This window comes from Yersinia vastinensis, from assembly GCF_044905075.1.
Lineage (GTDB): Bacteria > Pseudomonadota > Gammaproteobacteria > Enterobacterales > Enterobacteriaceae > Yersinia > Yersinia vastinensis.
The window spans coordinates 578,239-598,391 of record NZ_CP173260.1; the positions used below are offsets into that span (position 1 = coordinate 578,239).

Below are 20,153 nucleotides of genomic sequence, written 5' to 3' on the forward strand. Positions count from 1 at the left end.
ATCGTGGTGTATTAGTCAATGGAATGCAGATCACGCTTACTATTTATTTTACAAAGAGAAAAGCTCGCTGAGCTGGCTCGGCTAATTGCAAATATGACAAAAGAAGAACAAGTAGAACTGATTACTTAATTAAAAAGTAATCAGTCATAGTGTGCGATAGATAAATAAAAATTAGAAACACTAGTAGCCACAAAATAATATATTACTTCATTGGGGTTTATGAAATTTTAAAAAATGTAAGTTTTTAGGTTAATAACGATAATTATTTGGCAATTTAATATTTATCAAAATTAAGCCCAGTATATGCGACCATTTTTCAGCCAAAAATGTGATTCACATCCTGTTTTCAGCCAGACCGAAGGATACAGGGAAGGCCTATTATTTTTATCAACAATGTAACTCCAGTGTGGTGTGGCATCTTTAATAAGTAATAGTTCAATAACAGAACCACACCCACAGGGGCATCTGAAACCGACACTCCAATCCTCATCTCCATCTTTCGTTAAAATGACTGTCCGCCGCGGTATTTTTGCCGGTAACATATCGCCCTCTATAATGAGTAGCTGTCTTGCAGGAAGCCATGGTTCTGCGCCACGTATTAGTGCAGATAAGAGAGTTTTCATAAAGCTCATTTTGTGGCCCTCAGTTCAGGAAAGCCAAGCAGAGGTTCTCGGCATGCTTCGGCAAGATGGGCATTACTTCTTTTAACAAATGAATCCTCCTTATAATAGTCCTCATCTGCTCCCGCAAGGCTGAAACGAGTCCGGGCAAAGTAAGCGTTAGGGTCTTCACGAAACGGGAAGCATCTGGCAATAAACTCTGAAACGCATGCTGACGCAGCCCGCATGTTGAGAGTAATAACTGACGGTGCTTCTTCCTGAATCCCTGTTATGTAACCTTGAGCCAGTTGCTCTTGATAAAGCGCTGGTTGTGTTTTCGAGAGCATCTCCTGATGAAGCAGGGCTGATGTGTATACTTCACGATCGAAAAGTGTTGTCCCTCCAGGCTTCACATAGTCAATTCTCCCGCTAACATCAGTGATCTTTCTGCCATCTTCCGGTTCAATATGAGTTGGTATTTTGACCCCGACATCTAGAAGTGGGATAAGGAATGCCGAGGAAATGAGATCTGCAACCATTCGCCCTTGGTAACTGTCCACACAGCAAAAAATAACGTCTGCGTCAGCAACCATCAATACAGCCTCTCTGGAAAATACAGACTTATGGATTGGGACAGCAACATCCTCTCCACGAATCTTGGCTACTGCGCAGGCAAACATATCAACCTTTGATTTATTGAGCGAAGCATCTGCCAAAGTTGAATTCAGGATCCTGTTCAGGTTCTTTTCTTCGATATGGTCATCATCGACGAGTAAAATTTTGCCAAATCCCAACCGTGTTATCTGTTCAGCGACAATTGAACTGGTACCGGAGACGCCAATAATCGCTGCGGTGAGATGGTTAAAGCAGGCGGTCATACCTGAAGTAAACGCTATAACTTTATTTTGCGTAACTTTTTCATCAGCTCGCCAGAGACAAATGTTATCGCCTGGTACACTAACAAGATCTACGTTTTGCGCGTGTATCCCTTCCGGATAGATGCGAGCCCGTAGCCGACCATCAGGTACCATGATAGCTGAGCCATGGATCGCTGTGACGCCCTGATAAAGAGAGGGAATTGTCATAGCATCACTTTCATCATCTTGCAGCGAAAAATCCAGGAGTCCACCCGGATGTGAGTGGACAAGTAGAATGGACATTGAAGCTGCTTCTGCAGCATCAATCGCGCTTTCAAGGTACAGCCCTGGCCAGGATATAAAATCATTTTGGCGTGATTTACATTCATCATAGGGCACCGTAATGACGTCTTTAGCGAGCAGCTTCAGGCGGTTTCCTTCATAACGATTACAGAGCAAAATTGCCGCAGCCTCCATACCATCACCCGGAAAGAGATGATTCTTAAGTTGTTGATGAAGATGCTCTGGTAAGACCAGATTAGTATATTTGTTCACTGGTCTACCTCCTGAAGCAAACAACCATTAGCCATTGCCAGTTGAGAAATTACTGTATCAGTTGCCGGATCCCAAGGGCGATGGCGGGACCATCCCTGGAATGTATTCTGATCAACTACCGCCGTGATATGTGTTGCTGGAATCTCCAAACCATTCGTAAGCTTAAGCGGTGGAAAAACGTAGAACATATCCAGCATGCTAATTGGGTAGCCTTCAGGGATGAGCAAGGCTAGCTGGATACTCTTTTGGTTGTACCCTTCAGGCAAAAGGTAATCGTTAATAATGAGCCAGCGTGATTGATTGCTAAAACATGTTTCCCAGCGGTACTCCATATCATTAAGGTATTTTTCATCAGTCTCCAGAAGGCCAAAATCGTAACGGAGAGTGGTTGTAGCTTCTCCGTTTTCAACATTGCGTGGAGTCAAACGCAGTTTTTCAATGCCAGGGGTGGTTAGGTCAAGATGATCATCAATGGTTTTCTCTACCTTTGGCTGTCCTTGAACCTTGAAAAAAATAAACCAGGCTTGATCAGGATTCAGGCCTGCTTTGACAACTGCATCCCTGACACTGATCACTGGGGTATTAAAAACATACTCCTTGCCTTGGACATTGAGCTTCCAGATCGGATCTCGGCTAATAAAACGCTCAATGCCTTCTTGTTCAAGGGATACAAACTGGTGGTCCTGAATCTCTGCATCAGCAGCATCTTCTTTTTCAAGCAGAAGTCTTTTTCCTTCAGCCACATCGCCAAGCTTACGAATAGTATGCCCTGTGATCTGATTACATGGCCACTCCAGACGTTCGCCATCAACGGTGAAAAAGTAGACCCGGTCCGATTCAACAACGATAAATTTATTATTCTCAGCACCAGAGCGGGCAAGTTCGCTAGGGCTTATGCTTTCAAGCGCACCATTTGCTAGGATCTGCAGGATCACGGGAAGTTGATCCGGCTTGAAACCCGCGACAGCTGAGATTTGGTTGCCTGTGAGTGTGTTGTCATCAACGATGAACTGTTTGAAATGCAGGTTTTTATCAGCAATTTCAATTGTTTTACATTCTTTACTGCTTTGGGTATTGGAGGTAATCATGATTTCAGTCTCGTAGGTTATCCATTGATATTATTTCTGGTAAAGTTAACTAGATTTACCAGGTGGTGCAAGTTGGCGAACCAACAAGCAGGAAGATAACCCTAGATTCTGATTAACGCAAGCAGATTTATCAGATTTATTTTATTGGAACGTAGACAAACTCATGTCCACCGGACTCTGCAACTTCCTTCTTGCCAAGGATAAGCCCTTGACGGTAAAGTTTTTTGAGCTTACCGCTGGCATTTTGAGTAGATATATCAAATTCTGATGCCACCATGCTTGTAGTCGTGAATTCGTTTTTCATGATGAAATCAATGAGCTGCATTGTCCCCTCAGTCAGGGCTGGGCCAATAATTTTATAACTGTTGTTATAAACAAAAATTGGTTGGTCCTTTGCTGTAGCGGCATATGACCAGTTATCAAGCAGGTCTTTAGACATGACCTGAGTGAGATAAAACCCTTTGTCTTCTCTTAGTAACTTTGCCAGTGAAATGACACTTTCTCTTGGGAAGGAGGCATCTGTGGCTTCAATTCCTTCAAGTGATATGCCGAAGACATTCTCCTGAGGATTATCGTCCACTATCTGTTGTAGCTTACCGAAGACCTTTCTTCCCATTTCGTTACCGAATGCAAAAGAATCCCCGACAAGATCTATGAGCTTGATGATGAGAGATTTCTGTTTCATCTGATTAAATTAATCCGATATCTTATGAAGTGTCAATAAAGAAATCGAAACAAATATGAGTACCGCTTATCAAACTCAGATCATTCCTGACCTCTGATGATAGGAGGTTCCCATCTTTGTACCTTTGCTCAATGCTGAAAGTTGTTTGTCTGATGATGAGTAGCGCTTCGTTTTTGGATGCTTGTTTTCGGGAACTCTCAAAACCTAAACCTCTACCACCCTTAGGACCATGGCGACTGATTCTGCCGTTAGAGAAAACGTGCTTAACGAGTTCTACATCCGAATGTGGTGATCCGACAGGGAATTGAGCATCTAAATCAGGATAATTTTCTTTGAGCGTTGCGCGCAGCGTTGCCACAAGTCCAACCCCACTATCTGAAATGACGGTTTGGATGTGCTTTCTTTGGCCATTGTAACTCTGCAAAGCTGCAAACCCGGGAATACGACTATCGCTATGTTCTTTCACATTGTGAATGAATTCGCTAAAGACCGTCATTATGATCTGAAAGTAATCTTTCGAAGCTGCAGTAACGAATCGTTTTCCCAATCTTTGTATCAGTTGGCCGATTTCAGCGTCTGTTGAATTAAGCTCAATAGCACCAAATTCAACAAGGCTATGGCTGTTATCTTGGTATTTCACCGCTGCAGAACTACCGGGCTCTGGCCTGGATGGAAGGACTGTTATGTCCTGATGTAGTAGATCAAAAAAACCAGAGCGGTTAAGAAAAGAGCTTGTTTTTTTACTTTTCGATAAATCTATGGTGACCGCGATGTTTTTGGACGAAAGCTGGTTAAGCAAAGATAGCATCCTGGCAATAGTCACCATCATCAGTGAGCAATCTTTGGGAAAAGTAATGACCGCCGATTTATAGGTACCATCAAAAGGATTGCCACGTTCGCTAAGTGCGTCTTCAAAGTGATCTTGGGTCATCCAAGATACAGGAGCAAAAGAAAGTTCAAATTCTCTGTTTTTTGACTGATACCACTTGAAGTCGTCGGTTTGTTGAAATAGATGTTTATTTCGGCTCAGAAAGGAGTTGACCTTTTTTTTGTCAATATCAAGATGCTTGGCAATTTCACGTCCTGTCAGACCTGGGATAGTTTTGAGTAGCTTATCGATTGCACTGAACATTCTTATATTTTTTTCCTGTCAATCCTCAGCGGAGGTCTTACCCATCATTCTAAATATTTCTTTCCGATTTCGCTATAGTTACAGCCCCATCGCGATTCACTCACATTCTTGCTTGACAATCCGCTATTTAGGTCCGGTATGACACCACCATGCAGTCCTCACAAGATCGCCCGCAACACTATTCCGATATGGCCATCACCACCATACTGCCGCTTAAGCGCGTGTTTCACCTCACGTTGCGGGTTGTTCAGGGCTTTGTTGAATTAATAAATTTTTGGCTGATTGGGTCAACCGGGTGAGCTGCTTTTTTTATTTGGCCGCCTAAGCAAATACGTTAACTTCCGCTTCTGGCACCCTGCAGACGATCATATCCGAGAAGTATCTGAAAGAAAAAATTTCATAATAGGTCTTGGAACAAATCCATTTTTCTAATTTTTTTCAGATAGATATTATCCCCATGCATCCTCCCGCATCCTCATTAGATTACGGGATTTTTTATTTTTAACACTGTGAATGGGTGTGAGTCACTGGGTCATTGCTGGTTTTCGTTTCCTCATGCATTCGCAATCATATTGCCATCTTCCTCCTCGAAAACGGCCATCACGCCTATCGTGCCGAATCCAGTGCCATCTTTACCACCTTTAATTAAGGAGATTTGCTATGGATAAACAAATCACTCTTTTTACACCTGAACTGCCGTTACCGGCACTGCGTACCATTAAGCGAGCCTTGGTTCTGCTTGAGCAACACCTGCGTGAACCAGGTGTGGCATTCACCTCCACCCAGGCAACTCGCGACTGGCTCAGGCTGAAAATGGGAACTCTTGAGCGTGAAGAATTTGTCGTGCTGTACCTCAATAACCAGAATCAGTTGCTTGCCTACGAAATGCTATTCACTGGCACTATCAGTCACACTGAAGTCCATCCCCGCGAGGTGGTGAAACGCGCCCTGTACTTTAACGCGGCAGCAGTGATATTTGCCCATAACCATCCATCCGGGGAGGTTGCTCCGAGCCAGGCAGACAAAGCCATCACCCAGCGTCTGGTACAGGCGCTGATGCTGGTGGAAATCCGGGTTCCCGACCACCTGATTGTCGGCGGCAGGCAAATATTCTCCTTCGCCGAACATGGCCATATTTAACAAGAATAAAATGATGAATAAAGACGAGACCCAAATCTGGGGTCTTAAACGAGATATCACACCAAGTTTCGGAGCACGGCTGGTGCAGGAAGGTAACCGTCTGCATTTTCTGGCAGACCGGGCAGGATTCACAGGCTTATTCAGCGAGATGCAGGTCCTACAACTGGATGAAGCCTTCGCGCATTTTGTCGCACATATGGAATTGATGCTGCTTTCCGGTGAGTTGAATCCCCGGTGCGCGCACTGCGTCACGCTGTACCGTAACGAGCTGACCTGTGAGGCCGATACGCTGGGCAGTCATGGGTATGTGTATATAGCAATTTATCCCTCAAATCAGGTTAAAGCCTGATTTTTAGCATCATCTCTGCATCGTAATCCTTCAAATCTTTTCCTCCTTTATTAAGAGACTCAATTCATGCAAATCTCAACTGTACCGGCCACGTTGCCGGTTTCGTCACGCCTGTCTCCCGTCCAGGTCTGGCAGCAACTTTTAACGTATCTACTGGAGCAGCATTACGGCCTGACACTTAACGACACGCCATTCCATGAGGACGCGGCCATTCAGGAACATATCGAAGCGGGAATAACGCTTGCTGATGCAGTGAATTTCTTGGTGGAACGCTACGAGCTGGTGCGCGCTGATCGCAAAGGATTTACCTGGCAGGAGCAGACACCGTTCCTGACAGCTACAGATATTCTCAGAGCCAGACGCGCTACCGGGCTGATGAATACATAAATTCTTCGAGCCTCATTCCTGATTTTTACCTCTGCACTTTCCTCTCTTTCTATTAATTGCATAATGCGCCTGCCACTTCCGGCAGGCGTGTTTGCTTTTATGGACGATTAATGATGCAAACAGAACCCGACGTGTTAACAGATCACAACGAACTTATCCTTTCGACCAATATCGAACGTGTGGTCACTGGCCGCGATGCCGCACTGAAACAGATAGAACAACTTATTCAGCAGCTTGATTCGATTTCACGGCTAACCTCAGAAATTGGCGGTGGCACAGCGCAAGACTGGGCGATGAAGGCCGGGCACCGTTACGATAGCTGGATGACCGAAAAGGTAGATAAAGCGCTGCCTGCCGTTACCCGCAATATTGACCGTAGTATCTGGCGAGACTTGATGTTGAAGTCTGGCATGATGGCCTTGATGGATGCTCAGGCCCGTGACCAGTGGCATAAGAACCTGGAGGAGGGGGATCTGCCCGCCATCAGCGAGGCAAATATACTCAGTACTTTTGAGCAGCTACATCTGAACAAAATGGATGTGTTTGAGCGTGGCATTATCAATGTCTTCAAAGGGTTGTCATGGGATTACAAAACCAATAGTCCCTGCAGCTTTGGTAAAAAGATAATCGTCAACAATCTGGTGACGCATAGCCGCTGGGGATTTAGTTTGAACTGGGGTTGGCGGCGGGATCAATTAGCGGACCTGGAACGAATGTTATTTCTGCTGGATGGTAAACCGATTCCCGACAACCGTGGTGATGTTACTACTCGATTGATGGAGCATATTCGGGACAACCCTTCGAAGGATGTCTACGAAGATGATTTTTTCAGTGTACGTTACTTCCAGAAAGGAACCGCGCACATCACTTTTAAGCGGGGTGATCTGACAGAAAAGATGAATGATATCGTGGCGAAGCACTATCCGGGGATGCTGGCAGCGAGATGAAGAGGGCAAGGAGGTAATTCCTTACCTGACCCATTACCTGACCCGATTCATATAAAACGAAAAAGGAGTCAGACGATTTCTCATCTAACTCCTTGTTTTATTTGGTGGCCCCTACTGGACTTGAACCAGTGACCAAGCGATTATGAGTCGCGTGCTCTAACCAACTGAGCTAAGGGGCCAGACTTGGGCGCTGATTATACGGTAGTTTTTATCCTGCGGTCTAGAGCTGAAGAATCAGATGGGTGTTTTATGCACAAAATTAAGGTTTTTTACGGGCTTAATGGGTAGAGAGAGATGGATATCGCCAAAATACTCAGTATCAGGCTAAAAAGAAAAACCCCGGCATGCCGGGGTTTTTTGTGTGCTTGTCACTGCAATTGACGATTAATCGTCAAGGAAGCTACGCAGCACTTCAGAACGGCTTGGATGGCGCAGTTTACGCAATGCCTTAGCTTCGATCTGACGGATACGTTCACGGGTAACGTCGAACTGTTTGCCCACTTCTTCTAACGTGTGGTCAGTGTTCATATCGATACCAAAGCGCATACGCAGAACTTTCGCCTCACGCGCGGTCAGGCCAGCTAACACATCGTGAGTGGCAGAACGCAGGCTCTCAGAGGTTGCAGAGTCCAGCGGCAGTTCCAAAGTGGTATCTTCAATGAAATCGCCCAGATGTGAATCTTCATCATCACCGATTGGGGTTTCCATTGAGATTGGCTCTTTCGCAATCTTCAGCACTTTGCGAATCTTGTCTTCCGGCATCAGCATACGCTCAGCCAGCTCTTCCGGCGTTGGCTCGCGGCCCATCTCTTGCAGCATCTGGCGTGAAATACGGTTGAGTTTGTTAATTGTCTCAATCATATGCACCGGAATACGGATGGTACGCGCCTGGTCCGCGATAGAGCGGGTGATTGCCTGACGAATCCACCAAGTTGCATAAGTTGAGAACTTATAACCACGACGGTATTCAAATTTATCTACTGCTTTCATCAACCCGATATTACCTTCCTGAATTAAATCAAGGAATTGCAGGCCGCGGTTGGTGTATTTTTTTGCAATAGAGATAACCAGACGCAGGTTAGCCTCAACCATTTCTTTCTTGGCACGACGCGCTTTCGCTTCGCCGATAGACATACGGCGGTTGATGTCTTTTACTTGCTCAATTGTCAGACCGGTTTCTTCTTCGATCTGGCGTAGTTTCTGCAAGCTACGTTGAACATCATCCGATACATCTTTCAGTTTCTCAGACCATGGTTTACCCATAGCGATTGCGGCTGCAAACCAAGTGTCGCTGGTTTCATTGCTCGCAAACAGTGTCACGAAGTTTTTCTTCGGCATTTTGCACTGTTCAACACACAGTTTCATGATGATGCGTTCTTGGGTACGAACGCGGTCCATCATGGCACGCATGTTATTGACCAGATAGTCAAACTGCTTCGGTACAAGACGGAACTGTTTGAAGACTTCGGAAAGTTTTAGAATCTCGGCAGCAGCATTTGCATGGCTACGACCGTTTTTCTTGATTTCCATGCGCGCGTTCTCGTACTGCTCACGCAATTCGCTGAATTTCTGACGAGCCAGCTCTGGATCGATGCTGTTATCGTCTTCTTCTTCTTCGTCGTCTTCATCTTCGTCGTCGTCGTCATCCATCTCTTCAGAGGATAATTCAGAACCAACGTGAGTTGCTGTTGGTGCAATATCTTCTTCAGCGTTTGGATCAACAAAGCCGGTAATCAGGTCAGATAGACGAGATTCACCCGCTTCAACGCGGTCATATTGTTCCAACAGGTAAGTAATGGCTTCAGGATATTCAGCAACTGAACACTGAACCTGATTGATACCGTCTTCGATACGTTTGGCGATATCAATCTCACCTTCACGTGTCAACAGCTCAACGGTACCCATCTCGCGCATGTACATACGCACCGGGTCGGTAGTACGCCCGATTTCGGATTCAACACTGGACAACACCTGTGCAGCAGCTTCAGCCGCGTCATCGTCGGTATCAGTGGTGTTCTCGGCCAGCATTAAATCATCGGCATCAGGTGCTTCTTCCAGCACTTGTATGCCCATGTCATTAATCATCTGGATGATGTCTTCGATCTGATCGGAATCGACGATATCTTCCGGCAGATGGTCATTGACCTCAGCATAGGTCAGATAGCCTTGCTCCTTACCACGGGTGACAAGTAGCTTCAGCTGTGACTGCGGGTTTTGCTCCATAAGACGGTATCCACACTTCAGAGTATTTGGGTTGGTGTCGGTCGGCGAAACCGCCAACAATAGCATTTGGGGCTGTTTTTTTTGTCGCCGTTGCCCGCTATGACGGCATGTTGTGGGGATTCGCCCCCACATTTATCGGCAATTAAGCCGTTAGGTATTTCATTTTTTTCTGGCTAACGCCAGATTCAAAGACCAAAGCTCTTTACGTTCTTCGGCGTTTAATCCATGTGTACGATCACGCGCTATAAGTGTTTCCTGACGTTGCTCCAATATGGAGTCATACAGGCTGGTTAGCGTGTCGACAAAAGTCTGTTCGACCATGTCCTCAACAATCATGTGGTTCCATGTTGCGAGAGTTTCAAGTTGTTGGCTGAATTTATTATCACGGTACAGTTCTAATAACTGTCCGGTTGTTAACCCCGGTTGGGCTAAACAAGTCTCAACCAACTCAATAAATAACGGTAAACCGGCTAACTTGGCTTGCTCAACACCCTGCAACGAGGGGATAAGTGTAGCCAGTTGTGGGTTTTGTACCAGTAGCCCTATAAGTATACGCATGGTTGTGCGTTTTAGCTGGGGCGGCTGGTAGCTATTTATGTTTTCAGACTGCTTCGGCATCAACTTGTCAAGCTGGCTATCATCAAGCAGACCTAACTTACTACCTAACTGTTGGCGCAGGTAAAGACGCAAGGTTTCACCGGGCACTTGGCTTATCAGAGGGAGTGCCAGAGTACTTAATTTGGCGCGCCCATCTGGGCTACTCAAATCAACCTGCGGCATCAATGTTTCGAACAAGAAGGTTGAGAGTGGCTGCGCCTCCTCCATCCGTTGTTCAAATGCATTTTTTCCTTCTTTACGTACCAGAGTATCGGGATCTTCGCCATCAGGTAAAAACATAAAGCGTAACTGACGTCCATCATTGAGATAGGGCAGTGCCGTCTCCAATGCGCGCCAGGCTGCATCTCTACCTGCCCGATCACCGTCATAGCAACAAATGACGTTATCCGTCGCGCGGAATAATAACTGAATATGCTCCGCGGTCGTTGCTGTACCCAGTGAGGCAACAGCGTAATCAATACCAAATTGCGCCAGTGCCACCACATCCATATAACCTTCAACCACGAGTAAGCGGGTTGGGTTGGGGTGGTTCACTTGCGCTTCATACAAGCCGTATAATTGTCGGCCCTTATGAAAAATTTCTGTTTCCGGGGAGTTGAGGTATTTCGGCACTCCGTCACCCAGAATTCGCCCACCAAAAGCGATAACACGCCCGCGTTTATCGCGGATAGGGAACATGACGCGCTCACGAAAACGATCGTAAGTTCGCCCTGTATCATTAGTCACCAACATCCCTGCATCGTTCAGCGCAGTGCGGCTTTCGCCATCACGACCAAAACGTTTTAAGGCATTGTCCCAACCTGGGGGGGCAAAACCGATAGCAAAATGTTGAATGATTTCTTCACTCAAACCGCGATGTTTAAGATATTCGCGTGCCTGATTGGCGTTCTGGCCCTTGAGTGATTGTTGATAGAATGCACTTAGGCTTTCCATCAGTTGATAAAGACTTTGTCGTTGGTGACGTTCGATCTGGGTGGTGCCGGTTCCTGCCTCGTAAGGCACTTCCAGCCCGTGCATGGTGGCTAATTCTTCAATACTTTCGACAAATTCCAGTCGATCGTAATTCATCAAAAAATCAACAGCATTACCATGAGCGCCACAGCCGAAACAGTGGTAAAACTGCTTTTCGCCGTTAACGGTAAATGAGGGTGTTTTCTCATGATGGAACGGACAGCACGCGTGATAATTTTTGCCCTGCTTCTTCAGCTTTACCCGGGCATCGATAAGATCGACGATGTCGGTACGAGCCAGCAAGTCATTGATAAATACACGTGGAATTCGTCCAGCCATAAGCCCCTATTCGGTCAGTCCATAAACGAGAACAAGCCGCGCATTCCTTTCGGAAAGCACGGCCTTCGTATGCAACTACTCGATCTGCGCATTCTTAGAACATAAAAAATGACGCGGTGGGGTTACCCCCGAAGAATTAATACAGACGAGTGCGGCGTGCGTTTTCGCGAGCCAATTTCTTCGCGTGACGTTTTACAGCAGAAGCTTTAGCGCGTTTACGTTCGGTAGTCGGTTTTTCATAGAACTCACGACGACGAACTTCAGCTAAAACACCTGCTTTTTCGCAGGAACGTTTGAAACGACGAAGAGCTACGTCGAACGGCTCGTTTTCACGTACTTTAATTACCGGCATGTGCCTCTCACCTCAATAGAAATCGGTTTGCTGCTGGCCAATCGCCAGCCTTCTCAAAATGGTGCGGAATTTTACTTCAATGGATGCTGCTTTGTAAAGCACCACAGCAAATTGAAACAGGCACGCCCCTGTGATGTCGCCCCCGTTCTTTACAAGAAAGTTGGTGCCGAGAGTGCGACGGCCGCTGATTATATACTAAACAGGGCCATTGAGCGAATTTATCAACATTCTTTTCAAATGCGACAACTATCAACAACATTCACGTTATTGGCGTGCCAAAATGCCGCTTTTCTGTTCAATTTAGGATCAGAAATCATGACGTGAGACACGGTTATGCTAAACTGTCGGCCGCACGTGAATGATGGGAAATGTAATGCGAGTTTTGGGTATAGAAACGTCCTGCGATGAAACCGGAATTGCAGTGTATGACGATGAAACCGGTCTGCTGGCTAACCAACTGTACAGTCAGGTTAAATTGCATGCTGATTATGGTGGCGTAGTGCCAGAGCTGGCTTCCCGTGATCATGTGCGCAAAACTGTGCCATTGATTCAAGCTGCATTGAAAGAAGCCAATCTTAGCGCCAAGGACATTGATGGTGTGGCATATACCGCAGGTCCGGGTTTGGTTGGCGCATTGCTGGTAGGAGCGACCGTTGGCCGCGCATTAGCTTTTGCTTGGGGCGTCCCCGCTGTGCCCGTCCATCACATGGAAGGCCACTTGCTGGCGCCGATGTTGGAAGATAATGCACCAGAGTTCCCGTTTGTTGCGCTACTGGTATCTGGTGGTCACACACAACTAATCAGTGTGACGGGTATTGGTGAGTATCTGTTGTTGGGGGAGTCTGTCGATGATGCAGCAGGTGAAGCCTTTGATAAAACAGCTAAATTATTAGGGTTGGATTATCCTGGCGGGCCGATGTTATCGCGTATGGCACAACAGGGGATCGCTGGGCGATTTACTTTCCCGCGCCCAATGACTGATCGCCCAGGGCTGGATTTCAGTTTTTCTGGCCTGAAAACCTTTGCGGCGAATACTATTCGAGCGAATGGTGACGATGATCAGACACGCGCTGATATTGCCCGCGCGTTTGAAGATGCAGTCGTTGATACGTTGGCAATCAAATCCAAACGCGCACTGGATCAAACCGGTTTTAAACGTTTAGTGATTGCCGGCGGCGTGAGCGCTAACCGTACCTTGCGCTCAAAATTGGCAGAAATGATGCAAAAGCGTGGCGGTGAAGTCTTTTACGCACGGCCTGAATTTTGCACCGATAATGGCGCGATGATCGCTTATGCGGGGCTGATTCGGCTGAAAAGCGGTGTGAATAGCGAGTTGGCGGTGTCGGTGAGACCGCGCTGGCCGTTGAGTGAGTTACCGAAAGTCTGATCAGAAAGGCTAAGCGGGGCTGCGGCTGTGTTGCCGCAGTCATTCAAAATACTCATGGACCATAAGTCCACTGCGTTTTTTCATTCCTTTGCGCCTTGCCTCGCTCCCGCTTAGCCATTCTGACTTTGGCGGGGGGCTGCGGCTGTGTTGCCGCAGTCATTCAAAATACTCATGGACCATAAGTCCACTGCGTTTTTTCATTCCTTTGCGCCTTGCCTCGCTCCCGCTTAGCCATTCTGACTTTGGCGGGGGGCTGCGGCTGTGTTGCCGCAGTCATTCAAAATACTCATGGACCATAAGTCCACTGCGTTTTTTCATTCCTTTGCGCCTTGCCTCGCTCCCGCTTAGCCATTCTGACTTTGGCGGGGGGCTGCGGCTGTGTTGCCGCAGTCATTCAAAATACTCATGGACCATAAGTCCACTGCGTTTTTTCATTCCTTTGCGCCTTGCCTCGCTCCTGCTTAGCCATTCTGACTTTGGCGGGGTGGTGAAGTAATTCAATAAATTAATCTTCTTTCTCTTCTAACTCTGCGGCTTCTTCGGCAGGGGTTTTCTGCTTTTTCTTTCTGAGTTTATCCCAGATTTTACTCTCTTTGCCGCGCCATAAACGTTGGATATTATCGTGGTGACGCATCAAAATCAGGCAGGAAAGCATGGCGACCGGGAAGGTAAATTGGGGTTTGAACCACCAGACGTAGAAGGGGGCTATCAGGGCGCTGATAATGGCCCCTAAAGATGAGTAGCCACTCAGTAACACGGTTAACAGCCAAGTGCCGGTCATTAGGCCGGTCAAATCCCAGCCGATAGGCGCAATAGCACCAAATGCCGTGGCAACACCTTTGCCACCTTTAAAGTGGAAGAATACCGGGTAAATATGACCAAGGCAGGCTGCAATGGCGGTCAGGCCAAGATAGAGTGGCGAAACGTGTAGCAGGTAAGCAATCCAAACTGGCAGCATACCTTTCAGTACATCGAAAATCAGTACTGTTGCGGCAGCAGCACGGCCACCGATGCGCAGTACGTTGGTTGCTCCGGGATTGCCGGAGCCATGCTCACGCGGATCGGGTAGCTTGGCAACCCGGCAGACCAGGATTGCACTGGAAATCGAGCCACACAAATACGCGAAGATAATCATGCCAAGCGCGATAGCACTCATAACACCGCCCTGTCGAATAATGATCGTTTTAATCGCAACATCAGTGGATAATACGCATATTCGGCTGGAAGTGGTATCCGGCAGGCACAAAAACAGAGAATGACGTGATGGATATCGTATTTATTGAGGAACTCAGTGTCATAACCACTATCGGTGTTTATGACTGGGAACAGACCATTCAGCAAAAGCTGGTGTTCGATATCGAAATGGGCTGGGATAATCGTAAGGCAGCCGTCAGTGATGATGTCAATGACTGCCTAAGCTACGCAGATATCAGTGACACCATCATAAAACACGTAGAATCGCAGCGTTTCGCGTTGGTTGAGCGAGTGGCTGAAGAGATTGCCGAGCTATTACTCCAGCAGTTTAATTCTCCATGGGTGAGAATTAAGGTCAGTAAACCGGGAGCTGTGGCGCAAGCACGCAATGTCGGCGTGGTGATTGAGCGCGGCCAACGGCCCAACTGACGCATTGCTCTGTAGATAGCATATTTTTTCGCTGTCGTGACATAAAAGTGCAACACAGCATCAATAATGTGGTCTGATTGCATCGTATGGCGTGATAAATTAAGCAATATTGAATTTGAACGGCATTGTTTTGTTAACGACCGATATTGTTTTTATCGGTACAGTTTGCAGCATTGCCGTTTTTTTGTGATCTCACATGGCTTGGGTATCGTAGATGACGGATATGTATTCGCTGTTTGTGGCTTTTGTTTTGGGTGTGGTGGAAGGGCTTACTGAGTTTCTACCGGTGTCATCTACTGGGCATATGATTATTGTCGGCGAGCTTTTGGGCTTTACCGGCGATAAAGCAAAAACCTTTGAGGTTATTATTCAGTTAGGGTCGATTTTGGCTGTGGTCGTCGTGTTCTGGCGGCGCTTGTTCGGCCTGATTGGCATTCATTTCGGTAAAGTCCCTCACGAAGGGAAAACCAGTGGGCACCTGACATTGGGCCATATTTTATTGGCGATGATCCCAGCAGTGGGTTTAGGGTTAGTTTTTCACGATGTTATCAAATCACTGTTTAACCCACACAGTGTGATGTATGCACTCGTCGCTGGCGGCATATTGTTGCTAGTGGCCGAATGGTTTAAACCGAAAAATCCTAAGGCTATTGGGCTGGATGATATTACTTATCGCCAAGCCTTTGCGATCGGTTGCTTCCAGTGTCTGGCGTTGTGGCCGGGTTTCTCTCGCTCAGGTGCCACTATTTCTGGCGGGATGCTGGTTGGCGTTAACCGTTACGCCGCTTCTGAATTCTCCTTTATTTTGGCTGTACCGATGATGCTAGGGGCGAGTGGGTTAGATTTATATAAAAGCCTGCATTTCCTGACGTGGGGTGATTTACCGATGTTTGCTGTCGGGTTCATCACTGCATTTGTTGTCGCGCTGATTGCTATCAAAACCTTCCTATCACTGATTAAGCGCATCTCTTTTGTGCCTTTCGCCATTTATCGCTTTGTGGTCGCTGCCGCAGTGTATTGGGTCTTTATATCGTGATTCAGTGATTATTCCCCATAAAAAAAGCCCTGAATAATCAGGGCTTTTTTTATGTTAGTACCACCGAGAACTTAAGGCGAAACCACTTCTTGAGTTAGTTTCCATTGTGCTAATGCAAGCTGACGGCGGCGTTTTAGCTCGTCACGAATAGCCAAGCCTTGCAGCCCAGTGGCAACCACTTCCTGCACCGATACACCACTCGCCACATGGAACGCGGCTCGCAGATAATCACCCTGTGGATAAGGATTATCTTCAAAACCGGTACGGCCCCGAGCGTCAGCCTCACTGGTCATAATCATCTGCTCAAGGCGCTCAGGTTTGCGCCAAACATCAATTGCATCAAACAGCTTAAGCAGGGTTTCAGGGCGGAGCTTATTCACTGTATGGATAAGGTCGTGATATTCCGCGACCAGCTTTGCTAAGTCTCGCACCGGGTTTGGCACTCGTAAACGTTGGCATAACTGCTCAACTAACTTGACTCCCGCAGGGCCGTGTCCGTGGTGATGAGGCCAAAATTCCTTTGGTGTCAGTCCTTTGCCTAAATCATGGCACAGAGCAGCAAAGCGCACGTCAACTTCTGGACTGAGTTGAGCGGCAATGGCGAGCGTCATCAGCGTATGAATACCGGTATCAATTTCGGGATGCCATTTTTCTGGAGCAGGGACACCAAATAAGCGATCAATTTCAGGGAACAAAACTGCCAGTGCGCCACAATCACGCAGGACCTGAAAATAGATTTGTGGGCTTTGTGTTTTCAGCGCTTTCTCGGTTTCTTTCCACACTCGCTCTGGTGTCAAAGCTGAAAGCTCGCCGCTTTTGGCCATTGCCGCCATCAATGATTGAGTTTCAGGGGCGACAGTAAAGCCCAAGTGAGCAAAACGAGCAGCAAAACGGGCAACGCGTAGAACACGCAGTGGGTCTTCGCCAAACGCATCAGAGACGTGCCGTAACACGCGATGCTCTAAATCTTGTTGACCATTGTAGGGATCAAATAGCTCTCCATCATGATTACGAGCAATCGCATTGATGGTCAAATCGCGACGCAGTAAATCTTCTTCCAGCGTCACATCAGGCGCGGCATAGCAAGTAAAACCAGTATAGCCCTGGCCTGATTTTCGTTCAGTGCGGGCCAGAGCATATTCCTCATGACTCACAGGGTGAAGGAATACAGGAAAATCTTTACCGACTTGTTGGTAACCTTGCGCCAGTAATTGTTCCGGGGTAGCGCCCACGACGACCCAATCCTGTTCAGTAACGGGGAGGTTTAATAAGCTGTCGCGGACGGCACCGCCGACCAGGTAGATTTCCATATTAACTAACCCTTCGTTTTTGACGTTATTGCGTTGTTAGCTGTTTTCATTCACCCGAATCACTTGCTGATGTAAGCTCATCGGGATTCATTCGTTTGCCGCCTAGCCATAACGCCAATAACTTTGAGTTAAACCCTTCGTTCTTGGTGTGATAGCGCTGGAGATAAAGCGGAGATGGCGACGATTCTATAACTGACCGCAAAAATTACCAGCAATCAGTTCAGTATAGTTGGGTGTGGAGAACAGATTGACCTATAGGCCGCCCTGAGTGGACAACCTATAGAGATTCTTCGTACCAAATGGGTGTCAGTTCATCCAGCGGTTATTCTTTTTACGGCTTGGGATCAAGTGTGGCAGTATCAGGCCCAGCAACAAGCCAATTCCCGCCACACCGCCGCCATACATAAACCATTGCAAGATAATGGTGCGCTGTTTGTCATCTAATTGCAGATTCACCGCGCTGACTTTCTTCTGAGCAACCACTAACTGGTTTTTCAGAGACTCATTTTCTTTTTGCAATTCAGAGATAACACTGTCGCTGGCCGCTACTTTCTGCTGCATTTCTGCGGTGCGCTGATTCCAGCTATTATCAATGTTCGCCAGTTTGTCCGTCAGTGTTTTGACCTGCTGCTCAAGGTCAGGTACTCGAACACGTAAACTTGGTGTCTCACTCAGTTGATCCAGCGGGATCCATGTCGTTTTTCCCTTACTGTCGCGGATTTGGCCATAATTTGTGCCGTCATTAACGCTTATCAGGGTCACTTCATCCCCACCTTTTAGTGTGCCAACAATTCGGTATTGGTTACCGGGGCCACTATGAACGTAGGTATCTAGCTCATCAGAGATGTAGCGTTTTTCTTCAGCATAAGCGCTCAGAGAAAGAGTGAGACTTAGCATGGCGAGGCAAATTAGGCGTAATTTCTGCATTAGAGAGTCATTTATGAGTGAATATATGTGTCGATAGTAGTGTGTTCAGTTTGCCGACGCAACGCATAAACCGGAATGAGAACTATCTTACTCTCATAGCCAGCGCGGCTTTAGCCATTTTACTGCTCATTTTAACCGCGATGAAAATTTGTCTTATGAAGCCTTAGGGCAGACCCGCTAAAACAGGTTAAAATAGGGTTTGACTTGGGGCTGCCGCGTGGGCTTATCTGTGTAAAACAGGCAAATCACCACAAAAAAGGCATAATGCCCGTAATCTCGCAACATACCGGTGTGAATGAAATTATGACCGTTGAAATAGAATTGAAATTTATTGCTACTCCTGCGGCCATTGCCGCTTTGCCAGCGCAAATCGCGTCTTGGCAAAGCCAGCATTCAGCGCCGCAAACATTGACTAATATCTACTTTGAAACGGCGGATAATCGTCTGCGCCAACATGATATTGGTTTACGCATTCGTGGTTATGATGGCCGTTATGAAATGACGGTAAAGACCGGCGGTAAAGTTGTCGGTGGTTTACATCAACGTCCTGAATACAATGTTGACATTGATAGCGATGAACTCGATTTGGCCCGTTTCCCTGCCGACATTTGGCCTGAAGGTTGGGATGTAAAGGCGCTACAAGCCGAATTACAGCCTCTGTTTCGCACGGATTTCACTCGTGAGAAGTGGGTAATTACTTACGGTGAGAGCGAGATAGAGCTTGCTCTTGACCAAGGTACTATTTCGTCTAACAGCGCAGATAATGCAGTTGAACTGTCAGAGCCACTAAGTGAAATTGAGCTAGAACTCAAACACGGCCATCAGGCGGATTTACTGGCGTTAGCCACTGAATTGGCGCAAATCGGCGGTCTGCGTCAGGGCAATCTGAGTAAAGCGGCACGTGGTTATCATTTAGCACAAGGCAATCCACCACGTGAATTGCACCCGCTATTAGTGTTGCAGCCAGCACCAAAATCAACCGTTGAGCAGGGGATGGTCGCTGGGTTGGAAATGGCTCTGGATCACTGGCAATACCACGAAGAGTTATGGTTGCGTGGTGAGCCTGCGGCTAAGGCAATGATTGTTGAAGCATTGGCGATGATTCGCCAGTCACTGGCGATTTTCGGTGGATTAGTGCCACGTAAGGCTAGCACTGAGTTGCGCGCGTTATTGATTGCATTAGAGCCACAGTTAGAGCCGAAAAATGCCAATGCAGAATTACTGTGTTACAGCGCTGATTACCTTAAATGTAAGTTAGCGCTCACATCGTGGCTGGTGACTTCTGCCTGGCGGCCATTTATGGATGCCAAAGCATTGACCAAGTTCGATGGTTCATTTAAACGTTTCTGCGACATCATGCTGAGTCGGAGTGCTGCAGACTTAAAAGAGGCTTTTGCACATAATCTGGACGACGACGGTTATTTGGCACAGCTTCCGCGTTTAAATCGGCAGATTATGTCTTTCCAATTACTCTCTGGCTTTTACCCACAGAATGAATGGCATCCATATATTGATGGCTGGTTTGGCTTGCAACAGGCGATTATGGAGCGTCAAGGACATTGGCGCGATACCGCCCGTAAGGAAGCCTTATCTCAGCCCGCTTTTTGGCGCAATGGTGCTGCCCGCTAAATGATGAACAGCCTGCTTT

General features: G+C 47.0%; 19 protein-coding genes, 1 tRNA gene and 1 pseudogene. 9 read left to right on the forward strand and 12 right to left on the reverse strand.

The features are described from left to right. Positions 1-290: 290 nt before the first annotated feature. The 5 genes from ACIOG0_RS02545 to ACIOG0_RS02565 form a co-directional block, all read right to left on the reverse strand. Complete coding sequence (locus ACIOG0_RS02545) at positions 291-632, reverse strand: DUF6527 family protein (protein WP_072049072.1); 342 nt, start codon at positions 630-632, stop codon at positions 291-293. Then, on the reverse strand, positions 629-2,011 hold the full coding sequence (locus ACIOG0_RS02550; protein WP_404704925.1) for a ThiF family adenylyltransferase: 1,383 nt from the start codon (positions 2,009-2,011) through the stop codon (positions 629-631). Before ACIOG0_RS02550 ends, ACIOG0_RS02545 begins: the two co-directional genes overlap by 4 nt. Then, complete coding sequence (locus ACIOG0_RS02555) at positions 2,008-3,099, reverse strand: multiubiquitin domain-containing protein (protein WP_145581924.1); 1,092 nt, start codon at positions 3,097-3,099, stop codon at positions 2,008-2,010. Before ACIOG0_RS02555 ends, ACIOG0_RS02550 begins: the two co-directional genes overlap by 4 nt. A 136-nt stretch (positions 3,100-3,235) precedes the next feature. Beyond that, positions 3,236-3,784 carry a helix-turn-helix domain-containing protein gene (locus tag ACIOG0_RS02560; RefSeq protein WP_059384886.1) on the reverse strand — a complete coding sequence of 183 codons (549 nt, stop codon included), beginning with the start codon at positions 3,782-3,784 and terminating at the stop codon, positions 3,236-3,238. A 22-nt stretch (positions 3,785-3,806) separates the two neighbouring features. Then, entirely contained in the window at positions 3,807-4,916 is a 1,110-nt protein-coding gene (locus tag ACIOG0_RS02565; protein ID WP_145581926.1) for an ATP-binding protein, read from the reverse strand. A 167-nt stretch (positions 4,917-5,083) separates the two neighbouring features. Between ACIOG0_RS02565 and ACIOG0_RS02570 the strand changes: the two are divergent. The 5 genes and pseudogenes from ACIOG0_RS02570 to ACIOG0_RS02590 all read left to right on the forward strand — a co-directional run. Next, positions 5,084-5,203, forward strand: a pseudogene (locus tag ACIOG0_RS02570) (transposase); the annotation flags it as partial. Positions 5,204-5,576: 373 nt separating this feature from the next. Further along, a complete protein-coding gene (radC, locus tag ACIOG0_RS02575; RefSeq protein WP_145581930.1) occupies positions 5,577-6,056 on the forward strand; it encodes a RadC family protein in 480 nt (159 codons plus the stop codon). Positions 6,057-6,069: 13 nt separating this feature from the next. Next, the gene (locus ACIOG0_RS02580; protein ID WP_145581932.1) at positions 6,070-6,405 is read left to right on the forward strand and encodes a type IV toxin-antitoxin system YeeU family antitoxin; all 336 of its coding nucleotides are present in this window, start codon (positions 6,070-6,072) and stop codon (positions 6,403-6,405) included. A gap of 66 nt (positions 6,406-6,471) precedes the next feature. After that, positions 6,472-6,792: a TA system toxin CbtA family protein gene (locus ACIOG0_RS02585; RefSeq protein ID WP_145581934.1), complete on the forward strand. Its 321-nt coding sequence runs from the start codon at positions 6,472-6,474 to the stop codon at positions 6,790-6,792. 113 nt (positions 6,793-6,905) lie between these two features. Beyond that, entirely contained in the window at positions 6,906-7,739 is an 834-nt protein-coding gene (locus tag ACIOG0_RS02590) for a DUF4942 domain-containing protein (RefSeq protein WP_145581936.1), read from the forward strand. A 102-nt stretch (positions 7,740-7,841) separates the two neighbouring features. On the opposite strand, the gene ACIOG0_RS02595 is transcribed toward ACIOG0_RS02590, so the two are convergent. The 4 genes from ACIOG0_RS02595 to rpsU all read right to left on the reverse strand — a co-directional run bounded on the left by ACIOG0_RS02595 (position 7,842) and on the right by rpsU (position 12,222). Continuing rightward, positions 7,842-7,918: transfer RNA gene (locus tag ACIOG0_RS02595), tRNA-Ile, on the reverse strand. A 205-nt stretch (positions 7,919-8,123) separates the two neighbouring features. Beyond that, positions 8,124-9,962 (reverse strand): RNA polymerase sigma factor RpoD, encoded by a 1,839-nt coding sequence (rpoD, locus tag ACIOG0_RS02600; protein ID WP_050296209.1) that lies wholly within the window; start codon positions 9,960-9,962, stop codon positions 8,124-8,126. Positions 9,963-10,121: 159 nt separating this feature from the next. After that, on the reverse strand, positions 10,122-11,870 hold the full coding sequence (gene dnaG / locus ACIOG0_RS02605) for a DNA primase (protein WP_050100749.1): 1,749 nt from the start codon (positions 11,868-11,870) through the stop codon (positions 10,122-10,124). A 136-nt stretch (positions 11,871-12,006) separates the two neighbouring features. Beyond that, positions 12,007-12,222, reverse strand: a complete 216-nt coding sequence (gene rpsU / locus ACIOG0_RS02610) for a 30S ribosomal protein S21 (protein WP_001144069.1) — start codon at positions 12,220-12,222, stop codon at positions 12,007-12,009. A 373-nt stretch (positions 12,223-12,595) separates the two neighbouring features. Between rpsU and tsaD the strand changes: the two genes are divergently transcribed. Next, positions 12,596-13,609 (forward strand): tRNA (adenosine(37)-N6)-threonylcarbamoyltransferase complex transferase subunit TsaD, encoded by a 1,014-nt coding sequence (gene tsaD, locus ACIOG0_RS02615; protein ID WP_050100753.1) that lies wholly within the window; start codon positions 12,596-12,598, stop codon positions 13,607-13,609. Positions 13,610-14,114: 505 nt separating this feature from the next. Here the strand turns inward: tsaD and plsY are convergent. Next, positions 14,115-14,765, reverse strand: coding sequence for a glycerol-3-phosphate 1-O-acyltransferase PlsY (plsY, locus tag ACIOG0_RS02620; RefSeq protein ID WP_032911234.1), 651 nt, complete (start codon positions 14,763-14,765; stop codon positions 14,115-14,117). 107 nt (positions 14,766-14,872) lie between these two features. Between plsY and folB the strand changes: the two genes are divergently transcribed. Together folB and bacA are read left to right on the forward strand one after the other, a co-directional pair. Next, a complete protein-coding gene (folB, locus tag ACIOG0_RS02625) occupies positions 14,873-15,232 on the forward strand; it encodes a bifunctional dihydroneopterin aldolase/7,8-dihydroneopterin epimerase (protein WP_050097768.1) in 360 nt (119 codons plus the stop codon). Positions 15,233-15,446: 214 nt separating this feature from the next. Then, the gene (gene bacA, locus ACIOG0_RS02630; protein WP_128451214.1) at positions 15,447-16,268 is read left to right on the forward strand and encodes an undecaprenyl-diphosphate phosphatase; all 822 of its coding nucleotides are present in this window, start codon (positions 15,447-15,449) and stop codon (positions 16,266-16,268) included. Between the two features lie 71 nt (positions 16,269-16,339). Here bacA and ACIOG0_RS02635 read toward each other — a convergent pair whose 3' ends face one another. Together ACIOG0_RS02635 and ACIOG0_RS02640 are read right to left on the reverse strand one after the other, a co-directional pair. Further along, on the reverse strand, positions 16,340-17,578 hold the full coding sequence (locus ACIOG0_RS02635) for a multifunctional CCA addition/repair protein (RefSeq protein ID WP_050097770.1): 1,239 nt from the start codon (positions 17,576-17,578) through the stop codon (positions 16,340-16,342). 306 nt (positions 17,579-17,884) lie between these two features. Continuing rightward, on the reverse strand, positions 17,885-18,505 hold the full coding sequence (locus tag ACIOG0_RS02640; protein WP_050097771.1) for a TIGR04211 family SH3 domain-containing protein: 621 nt from the start codon (positions 18,503-18,505) through the stop codon (positions 17,885-17,887). 303 nt (positions 18,506-18,808) lie between these two features. On the opposite strand from ACIOG0_RS02640, the gene ACIOG0_RS02645 reads away from it, so the two are divergent. Next, the gene (locus tag ACIOG0_RS02645; protein ID WP_050098141.1) at positions 18,809-20,134 is read left to right on the forward strand and encodes an inorganic triphosphatase; all 1,326 of its coding nucleotides are present in this window, start codon (positions 18,809-18,811) and stop codon (positions 20,132-20,134) included. The last annotated feature ends 19 nt before the right edge of the window (positions 20,135-20,153 follow it).